This window comes from Microbispora oryzae, assembly GCF_017896165.1.
In the GTDB taxonomy this organism is placed as follows: Bacteria; Actinomycetota; Actinomycetes; order Streptosporangiales; family Streptosporangiaceae; genus Microbispora; species Microbispora oryzae.
On record NZ_JAFCNB010000022.1, the window covers coordinates 95183 to 113772 of the forward strand.

General features: G+C 74.8%; 7 protein-coding genes. All 7 read right to left on the bottom strand.

Features of this window, described 5'->3' with window-relative positions; genetic code table 11:
• Positions 1 to 5: 5 nt before the first annotated feature.
• Positions 6 to 1118 (bottom strand): HAD-IIIC family phosphatase, encoded by a 1113-nt coding sequence (locus tag JOL79_RS28615; RefSeq protein ID WP_210159011.1) that lies wholly within the window; start codon positions 1116 to 1118, stop codon positions 6 to 8.
• Complete coding sequence (locus tag JOL79_RS28620; protein WP_210159012.1) at positions 1115 to 2323, bottom strand: acyl-CoA dehydrogenase family protein; 1209 nt, start codon at positions 2321 to 2323, stop codon at positions 1115 to 1117. The genes JOL79_RS28615 and JOL79_RS28620 overlap by 4 nt, the downstream gene beginning before the upstream one ends.
• The gene (locus JOL79_RS28625; RefSeq protein ID WP_210159013.1) at positions 2320 to 2574 is read right to left on the bottom strand and encodes an acyl carrier protein; all 255 of its coding nucleotides are present in this window, start codon (positions 2572 to 2574) and stop codon (positions 2320 to 2322) included. Before JOL79_RS28625 ends, JOL79_RS28620 begins: the two co-directional genes overlap by 4 nt.
• Positions 2575 to 2665: 91 nt before the next feature.
• The gene (locus JOL79_RS28630; RefSeq protein ID WP_210159014.1) at positions 2666 to 3517 is read right to left on the bottom strand and encodes a 3-hydroxyacyl-CoA dehydrogenase family protein; all 852 of its coding nucleotides are present in this window, start codon (positions 3515 to 3517) and stop codon (positions 2666 to 2668) included.
• A gap of 50 nt (positions 3518 to 3567) precedes the next feature.
• On the bottom strand, positions 3568 to 13197 hold the full coding sequence (locus JOL79_RS28635; protein WP_210159015.1) for a type I polyketide synthase: 9630 nt from the start codon (positions 13195 to 13197) through the stop codon (positions 3568 to 3570).
• A 156-nt stretch (positions 13198 to 13353) separates the two neighbouring features.
• Positions 13354 to 18246, bottom strand: coding sequence for a type I polyketide synthase (locus JOL79_RS28640; RefSeq protein ID WP_210159016.1), 4893 nt, complete (start codon positions 18244 to 18246; stop codon positions 13354 to 13356).
• Positions 18247 to 18270: 24 nt separating this feature from the next.
• Positions 18271 to 18590, bottom strand: a 320-nt coding sequence (locus JOL79_RS28645; RefSeq protein WP_210159017.1) for an acyl carrier protein, incomplete at its 5' end; no start/stop codon positions are given.

Consider the following 18590-nt stretch of genomic DNA (forward strand, 5'->3'; position numbering starts at 1 on the left):
GGTCCTCACTTGAGAATCTCGAGCCGCACGTACGGCGGCGGCTGCTGCACGGCACTCAGGTCGGCCTCCAGCAGGACCCGGGCGCCGTCGCGGCGCGCCTCCCGGAAACCGGCGAACGCGTACGTGATCTGCATCATGCGGTTGCGGCCCGTCTCCACGAAGTCCGCCCGCAGGACGGCCCCGGCCTGGGCGGCCAGCCGCATGATGTGGTTGAGCAGCACCATCCCGACACCGCGGGACATCACCCGGCACGACATCAGCATCATGTTCAGCCGCCAGACAGGTGCGCCGTCCTCCGCGCCGTCCTCCGTGCCCTTCTCCACCAGGGCCAGCCCGATCTTGCCGTAGGAGCCGAACCTGTCGGTGAGCGACGCGACGAGCAGCATGTGATCGGGCGACTCGCGCAGCGCGTCCAGCTCCTCGTAGGAGTAGGTGCGGCCGGTCGAGTTGAGCTGGTTGGTGCGAACGGTCAGCTCCTCGGCCCGCTGCAGGTCGTCCCGCTGGGCCGGCGCGATCGTGAACGTCATCTCCAGGCTGGCGAGGAACTCCTCGTTGGTGCCGACGAACTCCTCCTCGATCCGGTCGCGGGTGAGCTGGCTCCGGTACATCTCGCGCCTGCGGGCCGACTCGTCCGTGACGAAGCGCGGCTGGAACTCCGGCGTCGCCAGCGCCGCGTCGAGGTCGAGGATGTCGACGCACGTCACCTCGGGGGCCTGGTGAGCCACCTCGGCCCGTTCGAACTCCTGGTCGTCGACGAACGCGAACGCGTCCAGGCCGAGGTTGAGCGCCTTGGCGATCTGCCGGATGGACTCCGACTTGGCGTTCCAGTTGATCTGCGGATAGAGGAACAGGTCGTCGAGCCCGAGGTCGCGCAGCTTCGCCAGGGCCGTCTCCCGGTCGTTCTTGCTCGCGACGGAGTGCAGGACGCCCTTGCGGTCGAGCTCGCGGACCCGTTCGACGACGGCCTCGCGCAGGGTCACGTCGGCGTCCTCCAGCAGCACGCCGTCCCACAGCGTGTTGTCGAGGTCCCAGACGACGCACTTGATCCGGCCGCGCGCGGGCTTGGCGGGCGGCGGGGCGACGGCGGAATCGGGCCGCCCCTCGGTGGTGACGCTCATATCGTGGTCTCCCGCTCCGCCTGGCCGGCGATCGTGATCCGCTGGATCTCGCTGCTGCCCTCGATGATCTCCATCACCTTGGCGTCCCTGTAGTAGCGGGCCACGGGATAGTCCGGGCTGCACCCGTTGGCGCCGTGGATCTGCACGGCCTCGGCGGCGTGCCTGGCGGCGGCCACCGACGCGAAATACTTGGCCACCCAGGTCGCCATGATCGTGTTGGCGTCCCCGGCGTCCTTGAGCCGGCCCGCCTCGGCGAGCAGCAGCCGGGCCGCGCGGGCGTCGGTGACCATGTCGGAGAGCTTGGCCTGGATGAGCGGTAGCCGCGCGAGCGGCGTGCCGCCCACGGTCCGCTCCGCCGCGTACGCCGAGGATGCCTCCAGACAGGCCTGGATGATGCCGACGGAACCCGCGGCCACGCTGTAGCGGCCGAGGTCGAGGGCGCCGGTCAGCACCATGCCGGCGGTGAAGCCGCTCGGGCCGAGCAGCGCGTCCCGGCCGAGGACGACGTCCTGGAAGGAGATCTCGGCCAGCATCGAGGCGCGGGTGCCCAGCATGTCGTCGATGGGGACGACCCGGACGCCCGGGGCGTCCCTCGGCACCAGGAACGCGCCGATGCTGGTCGCGGTGCGGGCGAAGACGAGGAACAGATCGGCCCGCTGGCCGCCGGTGGTCCACTTCTTCACGCCGTTGAGCACCCATCCCCCGCCCGTCTCGACGGCGGTGGTGGCGATGCCCGACGCGTCGCTGCCCGCTCCCGGCTCCGACAGGCAGAACGCGCCCAGCGTCGCGCCCGAGGCGAGCTCGGGCAGCCAGCGTTCCCGCTGCGCGGGGTCGCCCCACCGCCGTACGGTCCACGCGAGCATGGTGTGGACGGTGAGGAGGCTGCGCAGCGACGAGCAGCCCCGGCCCACCTCCTCGTGGACCGCGCCGAGGGTGACCATGTCCATGTCGGCGCCGCTGTACGCGGAGGGCAGGAACGGCGCCCACAGGCCCGCCCGCGCCACCTGGTCAAGCAGGTCCTCGGGGACCCGTCCGGCCCGGTCGTACGCGTTGGCGTACGGCGTCACGCAGGCGTCCACGAACGCGCGCGCCGAGGCGCGGTCAGTGACAGGGCCAGTGACGGGGCCGGTGACAGGGCCGGTGACGGGGCCGGTGACAGAGCCGGCCGCCGCGACGGCGGCCGGGGCCTCGTTGAGGAGCGTCATGCGACGACCGGCTCGTTCTGCAGCCGGCCCACCAGCGCGGCCATGGTGTTCGCGGAGCGGAAGTTGTCGATCCGCAGCTCCTCGTTGGGGATCGTGATGCCGAAGGTCTTCTCCACGAACATCACCAGTTCCATCGCGAACAGCGAGTTGACGAAGCCGAACGCGAAGATGTCCTGCTCGGCGTCGATCTCGGCCTGGGGGTACCTGCCGCGGACGAATTCGAGGATCTGGCCCTGAGCCGTGTCGAACATGGCGGTTCTCCTTGGATTGTCTCGATATTGGGGGAACGTCGGGAAGGTCAGGCAAGTCTGGAAAGTCGCGAAAGCTGGGGAATTAGGGGGATCAGCCGGCCGTGGCGTAGGTGTAGAAACCGCGGCCCGATTTACGGCCGTGCAGCCCGGCGTCGGTCATCTGCTTGAGCAGCGGGCAGGGGCGGTACTTGCTGTCGGCGTAGTGCTCGTAGAGCACCTCGACGCTGTAGAGGATCGTGTCGACGCCGATGAGGTCGGCGGTCTCCAGCGGGCCCATGGGGTGGCCGAAGCAGCTGCGGAACACCTCGTCGACCGAGGCCGCGTCGGCCACGCCCTCGTGCACCAGGTAGGCCGCCTCGTTGACGGTCAGCATCAGCACGCGGTTGGAGACGAAGCCGCAGGAGTCCTTGACGTCGACGGCCTTCTTGCCCATGGCCTGCAGCAGGTCGCGGGTCCGCTGGACGGTCTCGGGCGAGGTGTGGAAGCCGGGGATCAGCTCCACGGCCGGCTTGGCGGGCACCGGGTTCATGAAGTGCACGCCGATCACCTTGCCGGGGCGCCGGGTCACGGCGGCGACCTTGGTGATCGGGATGGCCGAGGTGTTGACGACGAAGACGGTGTCCGGGTGGCACTCGGCGTCCAGCGCCTCGTAGACCTCCCGCTTGACGTCCCAGTTCTCGGTGACGTTCTCGATGACGACGGCGGCCTTGGCCGCCCCCGCCACGCCAACCGAGGTGGAGATCCGCGACAGCACCTCGTCGGAGTCGAGGGCGGGGCCGCCCATCAGCCGGCTCATCCGGGTGTTGCGGGCGATGGTCGCCAGCGCCTCGCGGAGGATGCCCTCCTCCTTGTCGACGAGCACCACGTCGTGCCCGGTCTGGGCGAGGTTCTGGGCGACCCCCACCCCCATGACACCGGCGCCGATGACACCGATCACGCTCATGTCCGCTCCTGTTCGTTCATGTGGTGATTGCAATGACGCGAAACGCGCGGTCACCGCCCGCGTCTGCGGGCGGCGGACGCCTCCAGCCCCGAACGGCGGAGCTGGGCGCGCACCTGGCTGCCGCCGGAGTCGGCGGCCTCCGGCGCCTCACCGGCCGCCAGGGCCTCGACCGTGCGGGTCAGCGCCGCCACGGTGGGCGCTTCGTAGAGGATGTGCGGAGGCAGCTCGGCCAGGCCGAACTCCCTGCGCACCGCGGCCACGACGGCGACGCCGAGCAGCGAGTTGCCGCCGAGCTCGAAGAAGTTGTCGAGGACGCCCACGCGGTCCAGCCGCAGCGAGTCGCCCCAGATCGCGGCGATCGCCTCCTCGGCGGGGCCGGACGGCTCCTGGTAGGGGGTGAGCAGCTCCGGCCGCGGGTGGCGGTCGGCCGGCGCGCCGCCGATCGCCGGGGCGGTGACGGCCTCGACGGTGAACCGGGAGCTGCCCATGACCAGCGTGGGGAAGTCCTGGGTGGAGACCACCACGTGGGGCTCGCCGGTGGCGAGGGCCCGCAGCAGCGCGCGCCAGCCCTCGTCGAAGCCGATGCCGATGCGGGCCCGGTTCTCCCGGAAGAAGTCGCGCAACGACTCCTCGTACCCCTCCAGCCCGGCCTCCCAGGCGTTCCAGGTCCACTCGCCCCAGCCGACCGACACCACGCGCCGGCCTGTCGCGGCGAGCCGCGCGGCGTGCGCGTCGAGGAAGGCGTTGGCGGCGCAGTAGTCGACCTGGCCTGGCCCGCCTCCGGTCGCCGAGGTGATGGACGAGAACAGCACGAGCAGGTCGAGCTCGATCTCGCCGGGCGTGCCGATCCGCAGGGCGTGTTCGATCGCCAGGGCGCCGCCGGTCTTGGGGGCGAGCACGGCGTCCAGCTCCTCGGGCCGTTTGAACTGCATGAGGCCCATCGCGGGCACACCGGCCGCGTGGAGCACTCCATGCAGCGCACCGAACCGTTCGAGGGCCACATCGACCGCCCGGGCGACGTCCTCGGGCCGGGCCGCGTCGCCGGTGACAATCTCGATCTCGCCGCCCAGCGCGACGATCTCGCTCACCGCGGCCACCCGCCGCCGTACGGTCGCGTCGGAACCGGAGCCGGAGCCGGAGCCGGAGCCGCCCGCCAGGACGGCCGGCCACTCCTCCCGTGGCGGCAGCCCGGTGCGGGCGAGCAGCACCAGCCTGGCGCGGCTGTGGCGGGCGAGGCGCTCGGCCAGGCCGAGCGCGATGCCGCCGAGCCCGCCAGTGATCAGGTAGACGCCGCCCTCGCGGAACGGCGCGGCGCCGTCCGGCGCGGGCGCGGGCATGGGGTCGTAGCCGGGCAGCCACCGGCGGCCGCGCCGCAGCGCCACGATCCGGTCGCCCTGCGGCCGGGCCAGCTCGGCGGCGAGGTCGTCCAGGTCGGACGCGGCGGGGCCGGCCGGCAGGTCGACCAGCCGCGTGGTCACCTCCGGATACTCCAGCGGGACCACCAGGCAGGGACCGGTCAGCGTCGCCCCTGAGGGGTTGGCGACCTCCTCGCCGAGCACCGGCTGGGTGCCGGAGACGGCCACGTCGAGCGACCAGCCCCCGACGCCCGACTCCCCGGCGGCCCGCGCGAGGGCGACGAGCGTGTGCAGTCCGAGGCGTACGGCGTCGTCGTGCCCGCCGGGCTCCAGGGTCCACAGGTGCACGGCCCGGTCCAGCGGGCGGCCCTCCGCACGCAGGTCGCGCAGCAGGGCGATGGCGTCGGCCACGTGTCCAGGCCGGACGGTGTAGCCGTCGGCGGTCCTGGTGTAGGCGTCGCCGGGTCGTACGAACGTGACGGGCGCACCCGCGGCGGCGCCGGCCAGCCGGGTCGCGGCGGCGTCGGCCAGACCGGCCCGGGTGAACACCAGCCACGAGCCCGGAGGTTTCTCCGCCGGCGCAGGGCGCGCCGTCTGCCGCCAGACGGGCAGGTAGAGCCACCGGTCCTCGGGCAGCTTCGGCAGGCTGGTGACGGCCTCGAACAGGTCGCCGGGGTCGGCGGGGACGGCCGCGCGGTCACGGCGCGGAGGGTCGATCCAGTGGCGCTGCCGCTGGAACGGATACGTGGGCAGCGGCACCCGTCCCGGCAGCCCGGCAGGATCGGCGCCCTCGACCCGGCCGTGGTAGGCGTCCCAGTCGACGGTGACGCCGCACAGCCACAGCCGCGCCAGGCATCCGGCGAGCACCTCGTCGCCGGGCCGGGTGTCGCCGGTCGCCGGCAGCGTGTGGGTGATCAGCGGCCACCGGTCGGGTGGGCAGCCCGCCCCGCGCGCCAGCGCGCCGAGGGACTGCCCCGGCCCGATCTCGACGACGGCCAGGGCGGGGTCGGCGAGCAGCGTCTCCACGCCGGCCGAGAACCGCACCGTGCCGCACATGTGGCGGGCCCAGTAGCCGGGATCGCAGACGAGGGCGGCGTCGGCGACCTCACCTGTCACGTTCGAGACGTACGGCAGGGCGGGCGGCCGGAGCTCGATGTTGGCCTCGATCCAGCGGGTCAGCTCGCCGGTAAGCGGTTCGAGCATCCGCGAGTGGAACGCGTGGGTCGTCGGCAGGGGGCGGCAGGCGATCTCGGCCGCGCGCAGATCGGCGGCGAGCCGCGCCACCTCCTCGGGCGGCCCGGCGACGACGGTCGCCTGCGGGCCGTTCTCCGCGGCCACGTCGAGGCCGCGCGCGGCCAGCCCGTGCCGGTCGCGTAACCGGCCGGCGGGCAGCGAGACCGCGAGCATCGCGCCCGCCGGCATCCCGGCGATCAGCCGGGCCCGGTGGGCGACCAGGGCGACGGCGTCGCGGAGCGACAGCACCCCGGCCAGGCAGGCCGCGACGTACTCGCCCAGGCTGTAGCCCAGCATCAGCTGGGGCCGCAGACCCCACGCCATGAGCGTGCGGGCCAGCGCGTACTCGACGGCGAACAGGGCGGGCTGGGCGACCTCGGTGCGCTCCAGCGCGGCGGCCCGCCCGTCGCCCGTGCCGTTCGTGCCGTTCGCGCCGTTCGTGCTGGTCGTGCGGCCCAGCAGGGCGGCCAGGTCGGCGCCCGCGCCCGAACCGCGCGGGCCGGCCAGCAGCTCGCGCAGATCGGGCAGATCGGGCAGGTCGGAGATCGCGTCGGTGGGCCCGCCATTGGACCCGTCATCGGACCCGGCGAGGGTGTCGTCGAGCAGGCCGAGGCACTCGTCGAGCGCGGCGCGGAAGGCGGGCTCGTGCCGGTAGAGGTCGCCGGCGAGGCCGGGATACTGCTCTCCCACGCCGGCCAGCAGGAACGCCACCGGCCGGTCGCGTACGGTGTCGACCCTGCTCAGCAGGGCCCCTTCCGTCTGGCGGGTCAGTGCCGCGGCGGCCGCCGCGGCGTCGCGGGCGACCACCGCCCGCCGGTGCTCGAACGTCTTGCGCCCGGCCTGCAGCGTGTAGGCGGCGTCGGCGAGGCGGCCGCCGGCATCGGCGGCCAGATGGCGGCCGAGACGGCCGGACGCCTCGTCGGCCGCGGCGGCGGTCCGCGCCGAGACGACCAGCACCTGATGCCGGCGGGCGGAGGGCGGCGGCGCCGTCCGGACGGGCGGCTCCTCGACCACCATGTGGACGTTGGTGCCGCCCATGCCGAGGGAGTTGAGCCCAGCTATGCGGGGCCGCCCGCCGCGGGTCCGCCAGGGCGACAGCTCGGCGTTCACCCGGAACGGGCTGCCGTCGAAGTCGATCTCGGGGTTCGGGCTGGTGTAGTGGAGGGTCGCCGGGATCACTCCCTCGCGCAGCGCGAGGGCCGTCTTGATGAGGCCACTGGCGCCGGCGGCCCGATCGAGGTGCCCCACGTTGGTCTTCACCGAGCCGATCGGGCAGTAGCCCTTCTCCGCCGTCGGACCGAAGGCGCGGGTCAGCGCGGCTACCTCGATGGGGTCGCCCAGCTCGGTGGCGGTGCCGTGGGCCTCGACGTAGCTGATGTCGTCGCCGGTGACCCCGGCGTCCGCCATCGCGTCGGCGATGACGCGCGACTGGCCGACCACGCTGGGCGCCGTGTAGCCGACCTTCAGCGCGCCGTCGTTGTTCATCGCCGTGCCGCGGATGACCGCCCAGATGTGGTCGCCGTCGCGTACGGCGTCGGGCAGGCGCTTGAGCAGGACGGCGGCGGCTCCGTCGCCGAACATGCTGCCCTTGGCGCGGGCGTCGAAGGCCCGGACGTGCCCGTCGGGCGACTCCTGTCCCCCGGGGCCGTAAAGGTGGCCCACCCGGTCGGGCACCCGGATCGACACGCCGCCCGCGAGGGCCATCTCGCATTCGCCCGCGCGGAGGCTCCGCACGGCGAGGTGCGCGGCGACGAGCGAGGTGGAGCAGAACGTCTGGACTGCCACGCTGGGGCCGTACAGGTCGAGCAGGTAAGAGACGGTCGTGGTCAGGGCGTCCTTGTCGTTGCCCATGATGACCTCGAAGTCGCTGAAGTCGCGCCGCCCGCCGCCGAACACGTGGTCGGTCATCCGCAGCAGGTAGGTGCTGATGTTGGCGCCGCCGAACACGCCGACCCGGCCCCGGTGGGCGGGCTCGGCGTAGCCGGCCTGCTCCAGCGCCTCCCAGCAGACCTCCAGGAACGCCCGCTGCTGGGGATCGGTGATCGCGGCCATCCGGGGGCTCATGCCGAAGAAGGCGGCGTCGAAGCCGGCCACGTCGCCGAGGACCGGCCGGGCCGGCACATAAGCCGGGTCGGCGATCTGCGCGGGGTCGGCACCGGCCGCCAGCAGTTCCTCGGGCGAGAAGAACGTGATCGACTCAACGCCGTCGCACAGGTTGCGCCAGAACGCCGCGACGTCGGGCGCGCCGGGGAACCGCCCCGCCATGCCGACGATCGCGATCCGCCGGTCCTCCCCTGCGTCGTCCCCCGCGTCGTCCCGGACGCGCCCGCCCGTGGCCGAGGGCCGTGGCACGGACACCGGCGCGCGTACGGGAGTGATTGCGGGCGCGGGTGCGGCCGCGCCGGGAACGGCGGCGGGGCTGATGGGAGCGAGGGCCGCGGGGTTGAGAGGGGCGGGGTTGAGAGGGGCGGGGTTGAGAGGGGCGGGGGCGGCCCCGTCCGGCGCGCCGCGCTCGTCCAGCAGGGCGGCCAGCGTGCGCACGGTCGGTGCCTCGAACAGCGCCACAGTCGGGACGGCGACGCCGAAACGCTGTTTCACCAGGGTGAGCATCTGCAGCGCCACCAGGGAGTTGCCGCCCAGGTCGAAGAAGTTGTCCCTGGTGCCGACCGGCTCGACGCCGAGCACCTCCGACCACAGGCCGGCCAGGCCCCGCTCCGTCGCGGAGACCGGCGGCGCGTACGGCTCGGGCAGCTCGGGCCGGGGGAACCGGTCGGCCGCACCGGGCAGAGCGGCGGCGGCCGGTGGCAGCGCCCGGGGCAGCCGGTCGTCGAGGCCGCCCGCCGCGACCACCACGTCGGGCAGGTCGGGCACGCCGGCGGCCAGCAGGTCGAAGGCCGCGAGCGACTCCTCCGCCGTCATGGAGTGGGCCGCCATCGCGGCGCCGAGACCACCCTCCATCCGGTCGAGAGTGACCGCCCAGGTGTCCCAGCTCGCTGCCACCCATCGCGTCGCCGTTCCCTCGACGTCGTGGCCGGCGTCGCCCGCGTGGGCGCGGCGGGCGATCGCGGTCAGCGCGGCGTTGGCGGCGGCGTAGCTGCCGAACGTGATGCCGCCCAGGATGGCGGAGGTGGAGGAGAACAGCAGGCAGAATGCCGGGCGGCGGTCGTCGGGCAACTCCTCGAGCAGGCGCTCAAGGACCAGGGCGCCGGTCACCTTGGCCGCGAAGTGCCGGTCCACCGCGGCGGCGTCGAGGTCTCGCAACGGAGCGAAGGTGCCGGGACGGGTCTCGGCCGCCGCGTGGATCACCCCGTCCAGGCGTCCGCCGGAGGCGAGCAGGCCGTCCAGCAGCGCGCGCATGGCGCCGGTGTCGGTGACGTCCACCCGGGGGGTCAGCACCTCGCAGCCGAGCGCGCGGAGCCGGTCCACCGCCAGTCGCCGGTGGTCGGCCGGGTCGCCGGGCAGGCCGCCGCGCCCGGTGAGGACGAGCCGCCCCGCCCCGGCCGCCGCCAGGTGACCGGCCAGCAGCAGGCCGACGTCGCCGAGCCCTCCGGTGACGAGATAGGTCCCGCCCTGTTTTATCGGCGCAGGCCTCGTGATGGACGTCGGCGCGGGCGTCGGGATGGACGTCGATGCGGGCTCCGGCGGCGCGGTGGGCGTGAAGCTCCGCACCAGCCGCACCCCGTCCCGGTACGCGACGACCACGTCGGCGGACGGATGACGGATCTCGGCGGCGAGCGCGTCCGCCGCGGCGGCGGGCCCGGCCTGTGGGTCGAGGTCGACCGCGGCGCACGCGAGCGAGAGGTACTCCTGGTTGGCGACCACGGGAAGGGTCGCGGCGGCGGCATGACCGGGCCGGGGGTTCTCCCCCGGCGCGACCGCCTGCCCGCCTCGCGTGACGAGGAGGATCCGGCTGCCGTCGCCGCCCTCCTCACCCCAGGTGGCCAGCAGCCGTGCCGCGGCGGGCAGCGCCGCGGTGGCCGACGCATTGGGCGCGGTGGCCGACGCATTGGGCGCGGCGGCCGACGCTGCCTCGCCGTCGGGGTCGTCGAGGAGACGGAGATCCACGACCACCGCGGCGCCCGCGCGACGGGCCACGTCTGCGACCGCCCCGGCCGCCGCGCCTGCCGCTGTACCCGCCTCTGTGGCTGCGTCTGTAGGGGGAACCACGACGATCTCGGTGCCCGCGGCGCTGAGGGCGCCGGCCAGCGCCTCGGCCACGCCCGTCCGGTCGGCCAGCAGCACGCAGCGCGCCACCGGCTGGGGGACGCCCGCCGAGGGCGCCAGGTTCCACGCCGGGGCCAGCAACTCCACATGGGGACGCGCTGCGGGCCGATCCGCGGCGGCTGTCACAGGGGCGGCCGCCGTGGTGGAGGCCGTGGTGGAGGCCATGGTGGAGGCCATGGTGGAGGCCATGGTGGACGCGGTGGTGGACGCGGCAGCCGACATGGCGGCAGGCGCAGCGGTCGGCACGGGGGCGGTCGTGACGGCGGTGGGGACGCCGCCGGTGGCAGCGGCGGGCGGCGGGTCGATCCAGTAACGCTCCCGCTGGAACGCGTAGCCGGGCAGGCCGACCTTCGCCACCGGCCGGTCCTGGCGGAACCCGGCCCAGTCGAGCGCCACCCCGGCGAGCCAGAGCCGGCCGGCCGTCTCGGCCAGTGCCTCCCCTACCGCCGGCGACTCGCCGACCGCCAGTGACTCGCCGACCGCCGGCGCATCGGCCGCATCGGGCGACGCGGCGACGACCAGGGGCAGCCGCTCGGGCGGGCAGCCGAGACGGCCGTCGGCCGACACGGAACGGGACGTCCCGGGGCCGATCTCCAGCAGGACGGGCTCCCCCTCGTGCCGCAGCAGCGTGGCCAGCACGTCGTCCAGCCGTACGGGCGCGGACCAGAGCGTGGACCCGGGCCTGGACCCGGACATGGACCCGGGCCTGGACCCGGGTCCGGCCCAGTACGCGGGGTCGGTGAGCCGCTCGCCGGGGACGAGCGCACCCGTCACGCCGGAGACGAAGGGAACGGACGGCGGGCGGAGCGGCGCGCCCACGGGGTGTGCCCCATGGACGATCAGGGCCAGCGCCGACTCCAGCGGGAACACCTCCGCCAGGACGGCGGCGACGAACTCGCCCACGCCGCATCCGGCGACCACCGAGAGCCGTATCCCCCACGACAGCACCAGCCGGGCCAGGGCGTACTCGACGGCGAACACGACGGCCGGACCGGGCAACGATCCGGGCGACGATCCCGGCAACGAATCGGGCGCCGAGCCGGGCAGCGGGCCGGGAAACGAGTCCGTCCCGGCGCGGTCGAGCAGGGGCGCGAGGGGGTCGGTCGCGTCCGTCAGGCGGCGCAGCCCGGCCCGGCAGGCGTCGATCGCCTCGCGGAAGACCGGCTCCGACTCGTACAGCTCGGCCGCCAGGCCCGGGCAGGGCTCACCGGCACCCGTGAGGAGCAGTCCGACCCTCCGGTCGGCGCCGGTGGCCGTACCGCTCAGCACTCCGCCACCGCTCAGCACTCCGCCACCGCGCGGCGCCGCGCCACCCCGCAGCGCCGCGGCGGCCCCGGCCGTTGAGGAGGCGACCAGCATGCGGCGGTGTGCGAAGACCTGCCGCCCGGCCTGCAGGGTGTGGGCCACGTCGGAGAGCCGGTGGTCGCGGCCCTCGCCGTCGAGGTGCGCGGCGAGCCGTTCCGTCATGGCGTCGGCGGCGGCGGCCGTGCGGGCCGACCACACGAGCAGTTCCGGCCGCGGCGGCTCCGCGGTGCGGGGCACCAGCGGCGCCTCCTCCAGTACGACGTGGGCGTTGGTGCCGCCGATGCCGAAGGCACTCACCCCCGCCCGGCGGGTGCGACCCGCCTCGCGCGGCCAGCTCCGCAGCCGGGTGACGACCTCCAGGTGGGCCTCGCCGGAGCCGAGCTGGGGGTTGGGCCGCTCCAGGTTGAGCGTGGGCGGGATCTCGTCGTGGCGGAGGGCCAGCGCCGCCTTGATCAGGTTGGCGACCCCGGCGGCCCGGTCGAGGTGGCCCACGTTGGTCTTGACCGAGCCGATCAGCACCGACCGCCCGCGGAACACCTGCTGCAGCGCGGCGAGTTCGGCGGCGTCGCCCAGCGCGGTCCCGGTGCCGTGTGCCTCGACGTAGTCGATGTCGGCCGGGGTCAGGTCGGCGCTGGCCAGCGCCTCGGCCATCACCGCGGCCTGGCCCTGCACACCCGGCGCGGTGAAGCCGACCTTGCGCCCGGCGTCGTTGTTCACCGCCCAGCCGCGCATGACCGCGTAGATCTGGTCGCCATCGGCGAGCGCGTCCTCCAGCCGCCGCAGGGCGACGACGCCGACGCCGCTGCCGAGCGGCGCGCCGAGCCCGCCCGCGTCGAAGGCGCGGCAGACGCCGTCGGGCGGGGTGATGCCGCCCTGCTGGTAGAGGTAGCCGACCCGCTGCGGCACGTTCACCGCGACGCCGCCGGCCAGCGCGAGGTCGCACTCGAACGCGGCCAGGCTGGTGGCCGCCGCGCAGACCGCGACCAGCGACGTGGAGCAGTAGCTCTGCACTCCGTAACTGGGACCGGACAGGCCGAGCGTGTGCGCCACCCGCGTCGTCAGCGAGTCCTTGTCGTTGGCGAGGCCGAGGGCGAGGTCGCCGATCACCGCGCCGATGCCGCTCGGCACCAGGTTGTTCTGCAGGTAGGAGCTGTGCGCGCAGCCGCCGAATACGCCGATGGAGCCGTCGAAGCGGGTGGGGTCGCAGCCGGCGTCCTCCAGCGCCGACCAGCTGTGCTCCAGGAACAGCCGGTGCTGCGGATCCATGATCTGGGCCTCTTTGGGACTGAACCCGAAGAACCCCGCGTCGAAGAGCTCGACGCCGTCGATCGCCGCGACCGCCTTGACGTACGCCGGATCGCCGATCAGGTCTTCGGGGACGCCGGCCGCGCGCAGGTCGTCGTCGGTGAGGCGCGTGATGCCGGACGTGCCCGCCCGGACGGCGTCCCACAGCTCGGCCGCGCCGGACGCCCCCGGGAACCGGCCCGACATGCCGACGATCGCGATGTCGGCGCCGGAGCTGTCGATCCCGTCGATCTCGTCGATCACGTCTTCCGCCCTCATCTCAGGCCCTCATCTCAGGGTTCGTCTCGGTTCTCGTCCCGGGCCGCCCTGTGGGGAGCGTCGCGGGGAGTGTGTCGCGGGGTGTCGTGGGGAGCGTCATGGTGGTGTGTCGCGGGATCGCGTGGGGAGGGCCGGGCCGTCCGCACCGGGCGGGGGTCACCCGCGCCGGCCGACGCGGGCCCGGCGGCGGCGTTGGCCGCGCGCCGAGCCGTCCGCCAGCGCCTCCTCGCCGCCGGTGTCGGGCCCGTCCGCGCCGCCGTCCAGCGCGGCGGCGAACTCGGCGACGGTCGGGCGCTCGAAAAGCAGGGCGGGAGGGACGGGCCGGCCGAGTTCCTTCTCGATGACCAGCACCATCGCCATGCCGACCAGCGAGTTGCCCCCGAGGTCGAAGAACGGGTCGTGCACCCCCACCCGGTCGATGCCGAGGTAGGCGCCCCACAGCTCGGCCATCCGCGCCTCCGCGGGGGTGCGCGGGGCCGTGTAGTCGGCGCGGAGCTCTGGGCGGGGGAACCGTTCGCTTCTCGGCGCGGCGGCGCCGACCAGACTGTCCAGGTCGAGCATCCCGGACCAGTCGCGGATCACCTCGTGGAGCGGTTGCCGCACCGCGAGGACGCTGCCGTGACCGGAGGCGGCGATCCGGTCGAGCAGCGCGCACCCGGCCTCGTCGGAGAAGCCGTACCGTTCCCGATAGGCCGCGACCCGCTCGGCCAGGCCGCCCGCGGACTTCAGGTTCTCCGCCTGCCAGACGTCGTGCCGCCAGGGCCCCCAGGCGACCGAGACGACACGGGTCGAGGGCGCGGCGGCGGCCAGGGCCTGGCCGTACGCGTCGAGCAGGGTGTTGGCCGCGCAGTAGTCGCCCTCGCCGATGCCGCCGAACGCGGTGACCGCGGAGGAGTAGAGGACAAGCAGCTCGGGCCGCTCCTCCGGCGGCGTGCCGGGGCCGACCAGCTCGGCGAGCGGCCCCATCGCCAGCACCTTGGGGGCGAGCACCTCGCGGGCCTGCGCGACCGTGCGGCGCCCCAGCAGGCCGCCCGCGGGCAGCCCGGCGGCGTGGACCACGCCGTGCAGGGCGCCGAAGTGGGTCCGTGCCCGGCGCAGCGCCTCGCGTAGCGCCGCCGGATCGCCCACGTCGGCCGTGACCAGCAGCACCTCTGCGCCGGCGGCCTCCAGCTCGGCGACGTCCCGGAGCGTGCGCGCCGCCCGCTCGTCCGGCTCCGCTCCGCCCGTGCGGTCGATCGGCGTACGGCCGGCCAGGGCCAGCCGCCGCACTCCCGACCGCACCAGGTGACGGGCCAGGGCCATGCCGAGGCCCCTGGTGCCGCCGGTGATCAGATAGGCGCCGTCCGGGCGCCACACCGGCTCGCCGGGCCGCGCCGCGTCCACGGGGAGCGGGGCCCAGCCGCGGGTCCAGCGCCGCCCGCGCCGCCACGCGGCGAGCGCGTCGCGGTCGGCGTCTCCCTCCGGGTCGGTCCCGATCTCGCGGAGCACCTCCCGGGCGGCCTCGCCCGCGCCGTCCCCGCCGGTCTCGGGGTCGAGGTCGACGCCACTCCAGACGAGCCCGGGGATCTCGTGGCGGGCGGCCCGGCCGAGGCCGTGGACGAGCGCCTGCTGCGGCGCGGGCACGTCCCGTCCGAGGATCTCCGCGGCCCCCCGCGACACCGTCAGCAGCCGTACGCCCCGGCTTGCGGGCAGGTCGCCGAGCGCCTGCAGGGCGAGCAGCAGGCTGTCGAAGCCGCCCGTGACGGCGGCGGCGAGGTGCTCGTCCGCCGAATCTCCGGCCGCGGGGGTCAGCCCCCACAGGTGAGCGACGTGGACCCGGCCCTCGCCCAGGCCGGCGAAGACCTCGGCGTAGTCGCCGGGCGCGGCGGGGTCGACGGTCAGCCGGCGGCCCTCGCGGTGCCGCGCGGCGCCGGGGACGACCTCGACGACGGGCACGCCCGCCGCCTCGGCGAGATCGGCGAGCGCGGTCCCGACGCCGCCGGGGTCGGCGAAGACGACAAGGGGCCCGGTGAGCGGGGGCACGGAGAGGGATGCAGAGGAGGACACGGCGGTGGGTGCGGCCGGGGGCGCCGGGTCCTGCCGCCAGCTCGGCACGTAGGCGTGGTCGGCGGCGCCCCCCGTGCCGGCCGTGCCGGTTGTGCCGGTTGTGCCGGCCGCGGTCGCGGCGCCTCCGAACGGCTCGGGCCGGGCCGACGGGTCCGCCGGCTCCGGCCAGAAGCGGGTCCGCTGGAAGGGATAGGTGGGCAGGCTCAGCACGCGGCCGCCCTGGGGCTGGGTGTTCTCCCAGCTCACGGGCGTGCCGAGTTCCCAGAGCCGGGCACACGACCGGGTCAGCTCGTCGGCCGTCCCCGAGGCGTGCGAGGTGCGCGCGCGGTGCCGGGGAGGCAGCGTGCCGAGGACGGCCGCGCCGGAGGCCGCCGTGAGGTTCTGCCTGACCAGCCCGCCGAGGGTCTGGCCGGGCCCGAGTTCCACGAACGCCGCGACGTCCTGGCCGAGGCAGTGCCGTACGCCGTCGGAGAAGCGGACCGTGCCGACGAGCTGGTCGGCCCAGTACGACACGCTGGTGGCCTGCTCGGGCGTGAGCGGACGGCCGGTGAGGTTGGACACGATGGTGACGGCGGGCGGCCGGCGCGGTACCGCGTCGAGGAGGGCGGCGAGTTTCTCCCGGGCGGGCCGCAGCAGGAAGGAGTGGAAGGCGTGCGCCGAACGCAGCGGGCGGCAGGCGATCCCGCGCTCCGTCAGCGCGGCGGTCACGGCGGCGACGTCGTCGGGGGTGCCGCTGAGCACGGTCATCGACGGCCCGTTGAGGGCGGCGACGTCCACCTCCAGGCCCGTGAGCGCGGGCCGGACGGCGTCCAGCGGGCCGGCCGCCGCGACCATGCGGCCCGCGGGGGCGGCCGCGATGAGATGCGCCCGCTCCACGACCACGTGCAGGGCGTCCTCCAGCGTGAACACGCCCGCGAGGCATGCCGCCACGTACTCGCCCAGGCTGTAGCCGATGAGGAGATCCGGGGTGACGCCCCGGTGGGCCAGCAGCCGCGCCAGCGCGTACTCGACGGTGAAGAGGAAAGGGTGCGCCGTGACGGCGTGGTCGAGCGGGTCGTCCCCGGCGGGCGTGCCCCGGCCCAGCATCTCGGCGAACGGGTCCGGCGCCGGATCGCCGGCCGGCGCGGCCGGGTCCGCCTCGAACGGGGGGCGCAGGTCGCGGCCCGACCGCCGGTGGACGATTTCCACGCACCGGTCGACGGCCTCCGCGTAGACGGGTTCGCGGGCGTACAGGTCGCGGCCGAGCCCGGCGTAGTGGTCGCCGACCCCGGGGAGCAGGAACGCGATCCGCGGCCGGCCCTTGACCCGGTGCGAGCCGCCTCCGGCGAGGTCGCGCAGCCCCCGGATCGCCTCGCCGAGGTCGGCGGCGACCATCGCGCGGCGGTGGTCCAGGGCGGATCGCCCGGACCGCAGCGTGTGCGCGAGGTCGGCCGGATCGGTCTCCGGCCGGTCCTCCAGCCACGCCGCGAGGCGGGCCGCCTGCTCCCGCAGCGCGGCGCCGCTCGCGGCGGACAGAGGGAAAACGTACGCGCTGGGTAACGCGTCGCGGGACGTGTTGGGGGGCGTGTTGGGGGACGCCGCCGCGTCCGGGGGGACGGCCTCGGAGCCGGCTTCGCGACTGGGGGCCGCCTCAAGCACGAGGTGGGCGTTGGTGCCCGACAGGCCGAAGGAACTCACGCCCGCGAGCCGGGGCCGCCGGTCCGGGGCGGAGGCCGTCGCGCCGGTGACGGGCCGCACGGTGCCGTCCTCGGGGATCGCGACGGCCGGGGTGCTGACGTTCAGCGTTGGCGGGATGAGCCCGGTCTCCAGGATCAGCGTCGTCTTGATCAGGCCCGCGATGCCGGCCGCCGCCTGCGTGTGGCCGATGTTGGTCTTGGCCGCTCCGACGTGCAGCGGCCGGTCGGCCGGGCGGCCGCCGAAGACGTCGTGCAGCGCGGACAGTTCGATGGCGTCACCCAGGTGGGTGCCCGATCCGTGCGCCTCGACGTAGTCGACGTCGTCCGGCGTGACCCGGGCCGCGGCCAGGGCCCGGCCGATCACGTCGGCCTGGGCGCGCCGGCTCGGCGCGGTGAGCCCGTTGCTGCGGCCGTCCTGGTTGACGGCCGACCCGCGCAGCACGGCCCGGATGCGGCGGCCGTTCGCGATCGCCCTGGACAGCGGCTCCAGCACGACGAGGCCGCCGCCCTCGCCCATGACGTAGCCGTCGGCCCCCTCGTCGAACGTCTTGCAGCGGCCGTCCCTGCTCATCATCAGGCCCGCGCACGCCTGGATGTAGAGCGACGGGTGGATGCTCAGCGACACCCCGGCGGCGATCGCGAGGTCGCACTCGCCCCGCCGCAGGCTCTCCGCGGCCAGGTGGACGGCGACGAGTGAGGACGAACAGGCGGTGTCGACGGTCATCGTCGGCCCGACCAGGTCGAACTGGTAGGCGATGCGCCCGGCGGCGACGCTCGGCACCGAGCCCTGGCCCAGGTAGGGGTCGCTCAGCGCGTCGCGGCCCTGCCGCTCGATCTGGAGCCTGCCGTACTGGAGGGTGTCCATGTAGCCGACCGTCACGCCGGTCCGGCTGCCGGCCAGCCGGGAGGGGGCCAGGCCCGCGTTCTCCAGGCCCTCCCAGGTCAGTTCGAGCAGCAGGCGCTGGTGAGGGTCCATGCGCAGGGCCTCACGCGGGGACAGCCCGAAGAACTCCGCGTCCCAGCCGGCGATGTCGTCGAGAAACGTGCCGGACTTCGTGTACATGGCGCCCGGCGCCCGGGGATCGGGATCGTAGTAGTCGTCGGCGTTCCACCTGCTGGCGGGCACCTCGCGCACCGGGCTCCCGCCGTCGCGCAGCAGCGCCCAGAAGTCCTCGACCGTGCCGCCTCCGGGGAACCGGCAGGCCATGCCGACGATGGCGACGGGCTCGTTGCGCCGCTCCTCGACCTCACTCAGGCGCTGCCGGGTCTGGGCCAGTTCGACGGTCGCGCGCTTGAGGTAGGCGCGGAGCTTGTCCTCGGTTCCCATCGTGGAAGCCCTTCCGGTCCGAAGTCACAGTTCGTTGTCGATGAGGGCGAAGATCTCCTCGTCCGAGGCCGAGTCGATCGTGTCCGTCACGCCGCCTGATCCGGCGGCGCCGAGGCGGCCGAGCGCGTCCTGGAGGATGCGGGCGAACCGGCCGCGCAGCACGTCGGCCTCTCCGTTCGCGCCGGCGATCAGTTCGTCCATGCTCCGCAGCGCGGTGCGGAGGGTGTCTTCGGGGGAGGGCGGTGGCGGAGCCAGAGTGCGGAACAGGTAATCCGCCAACGCCGTCACCGTCGGATGGTCGAACACCAACGTCGCCGGCAGACGCAACCCCGTCTCCGCGTTCA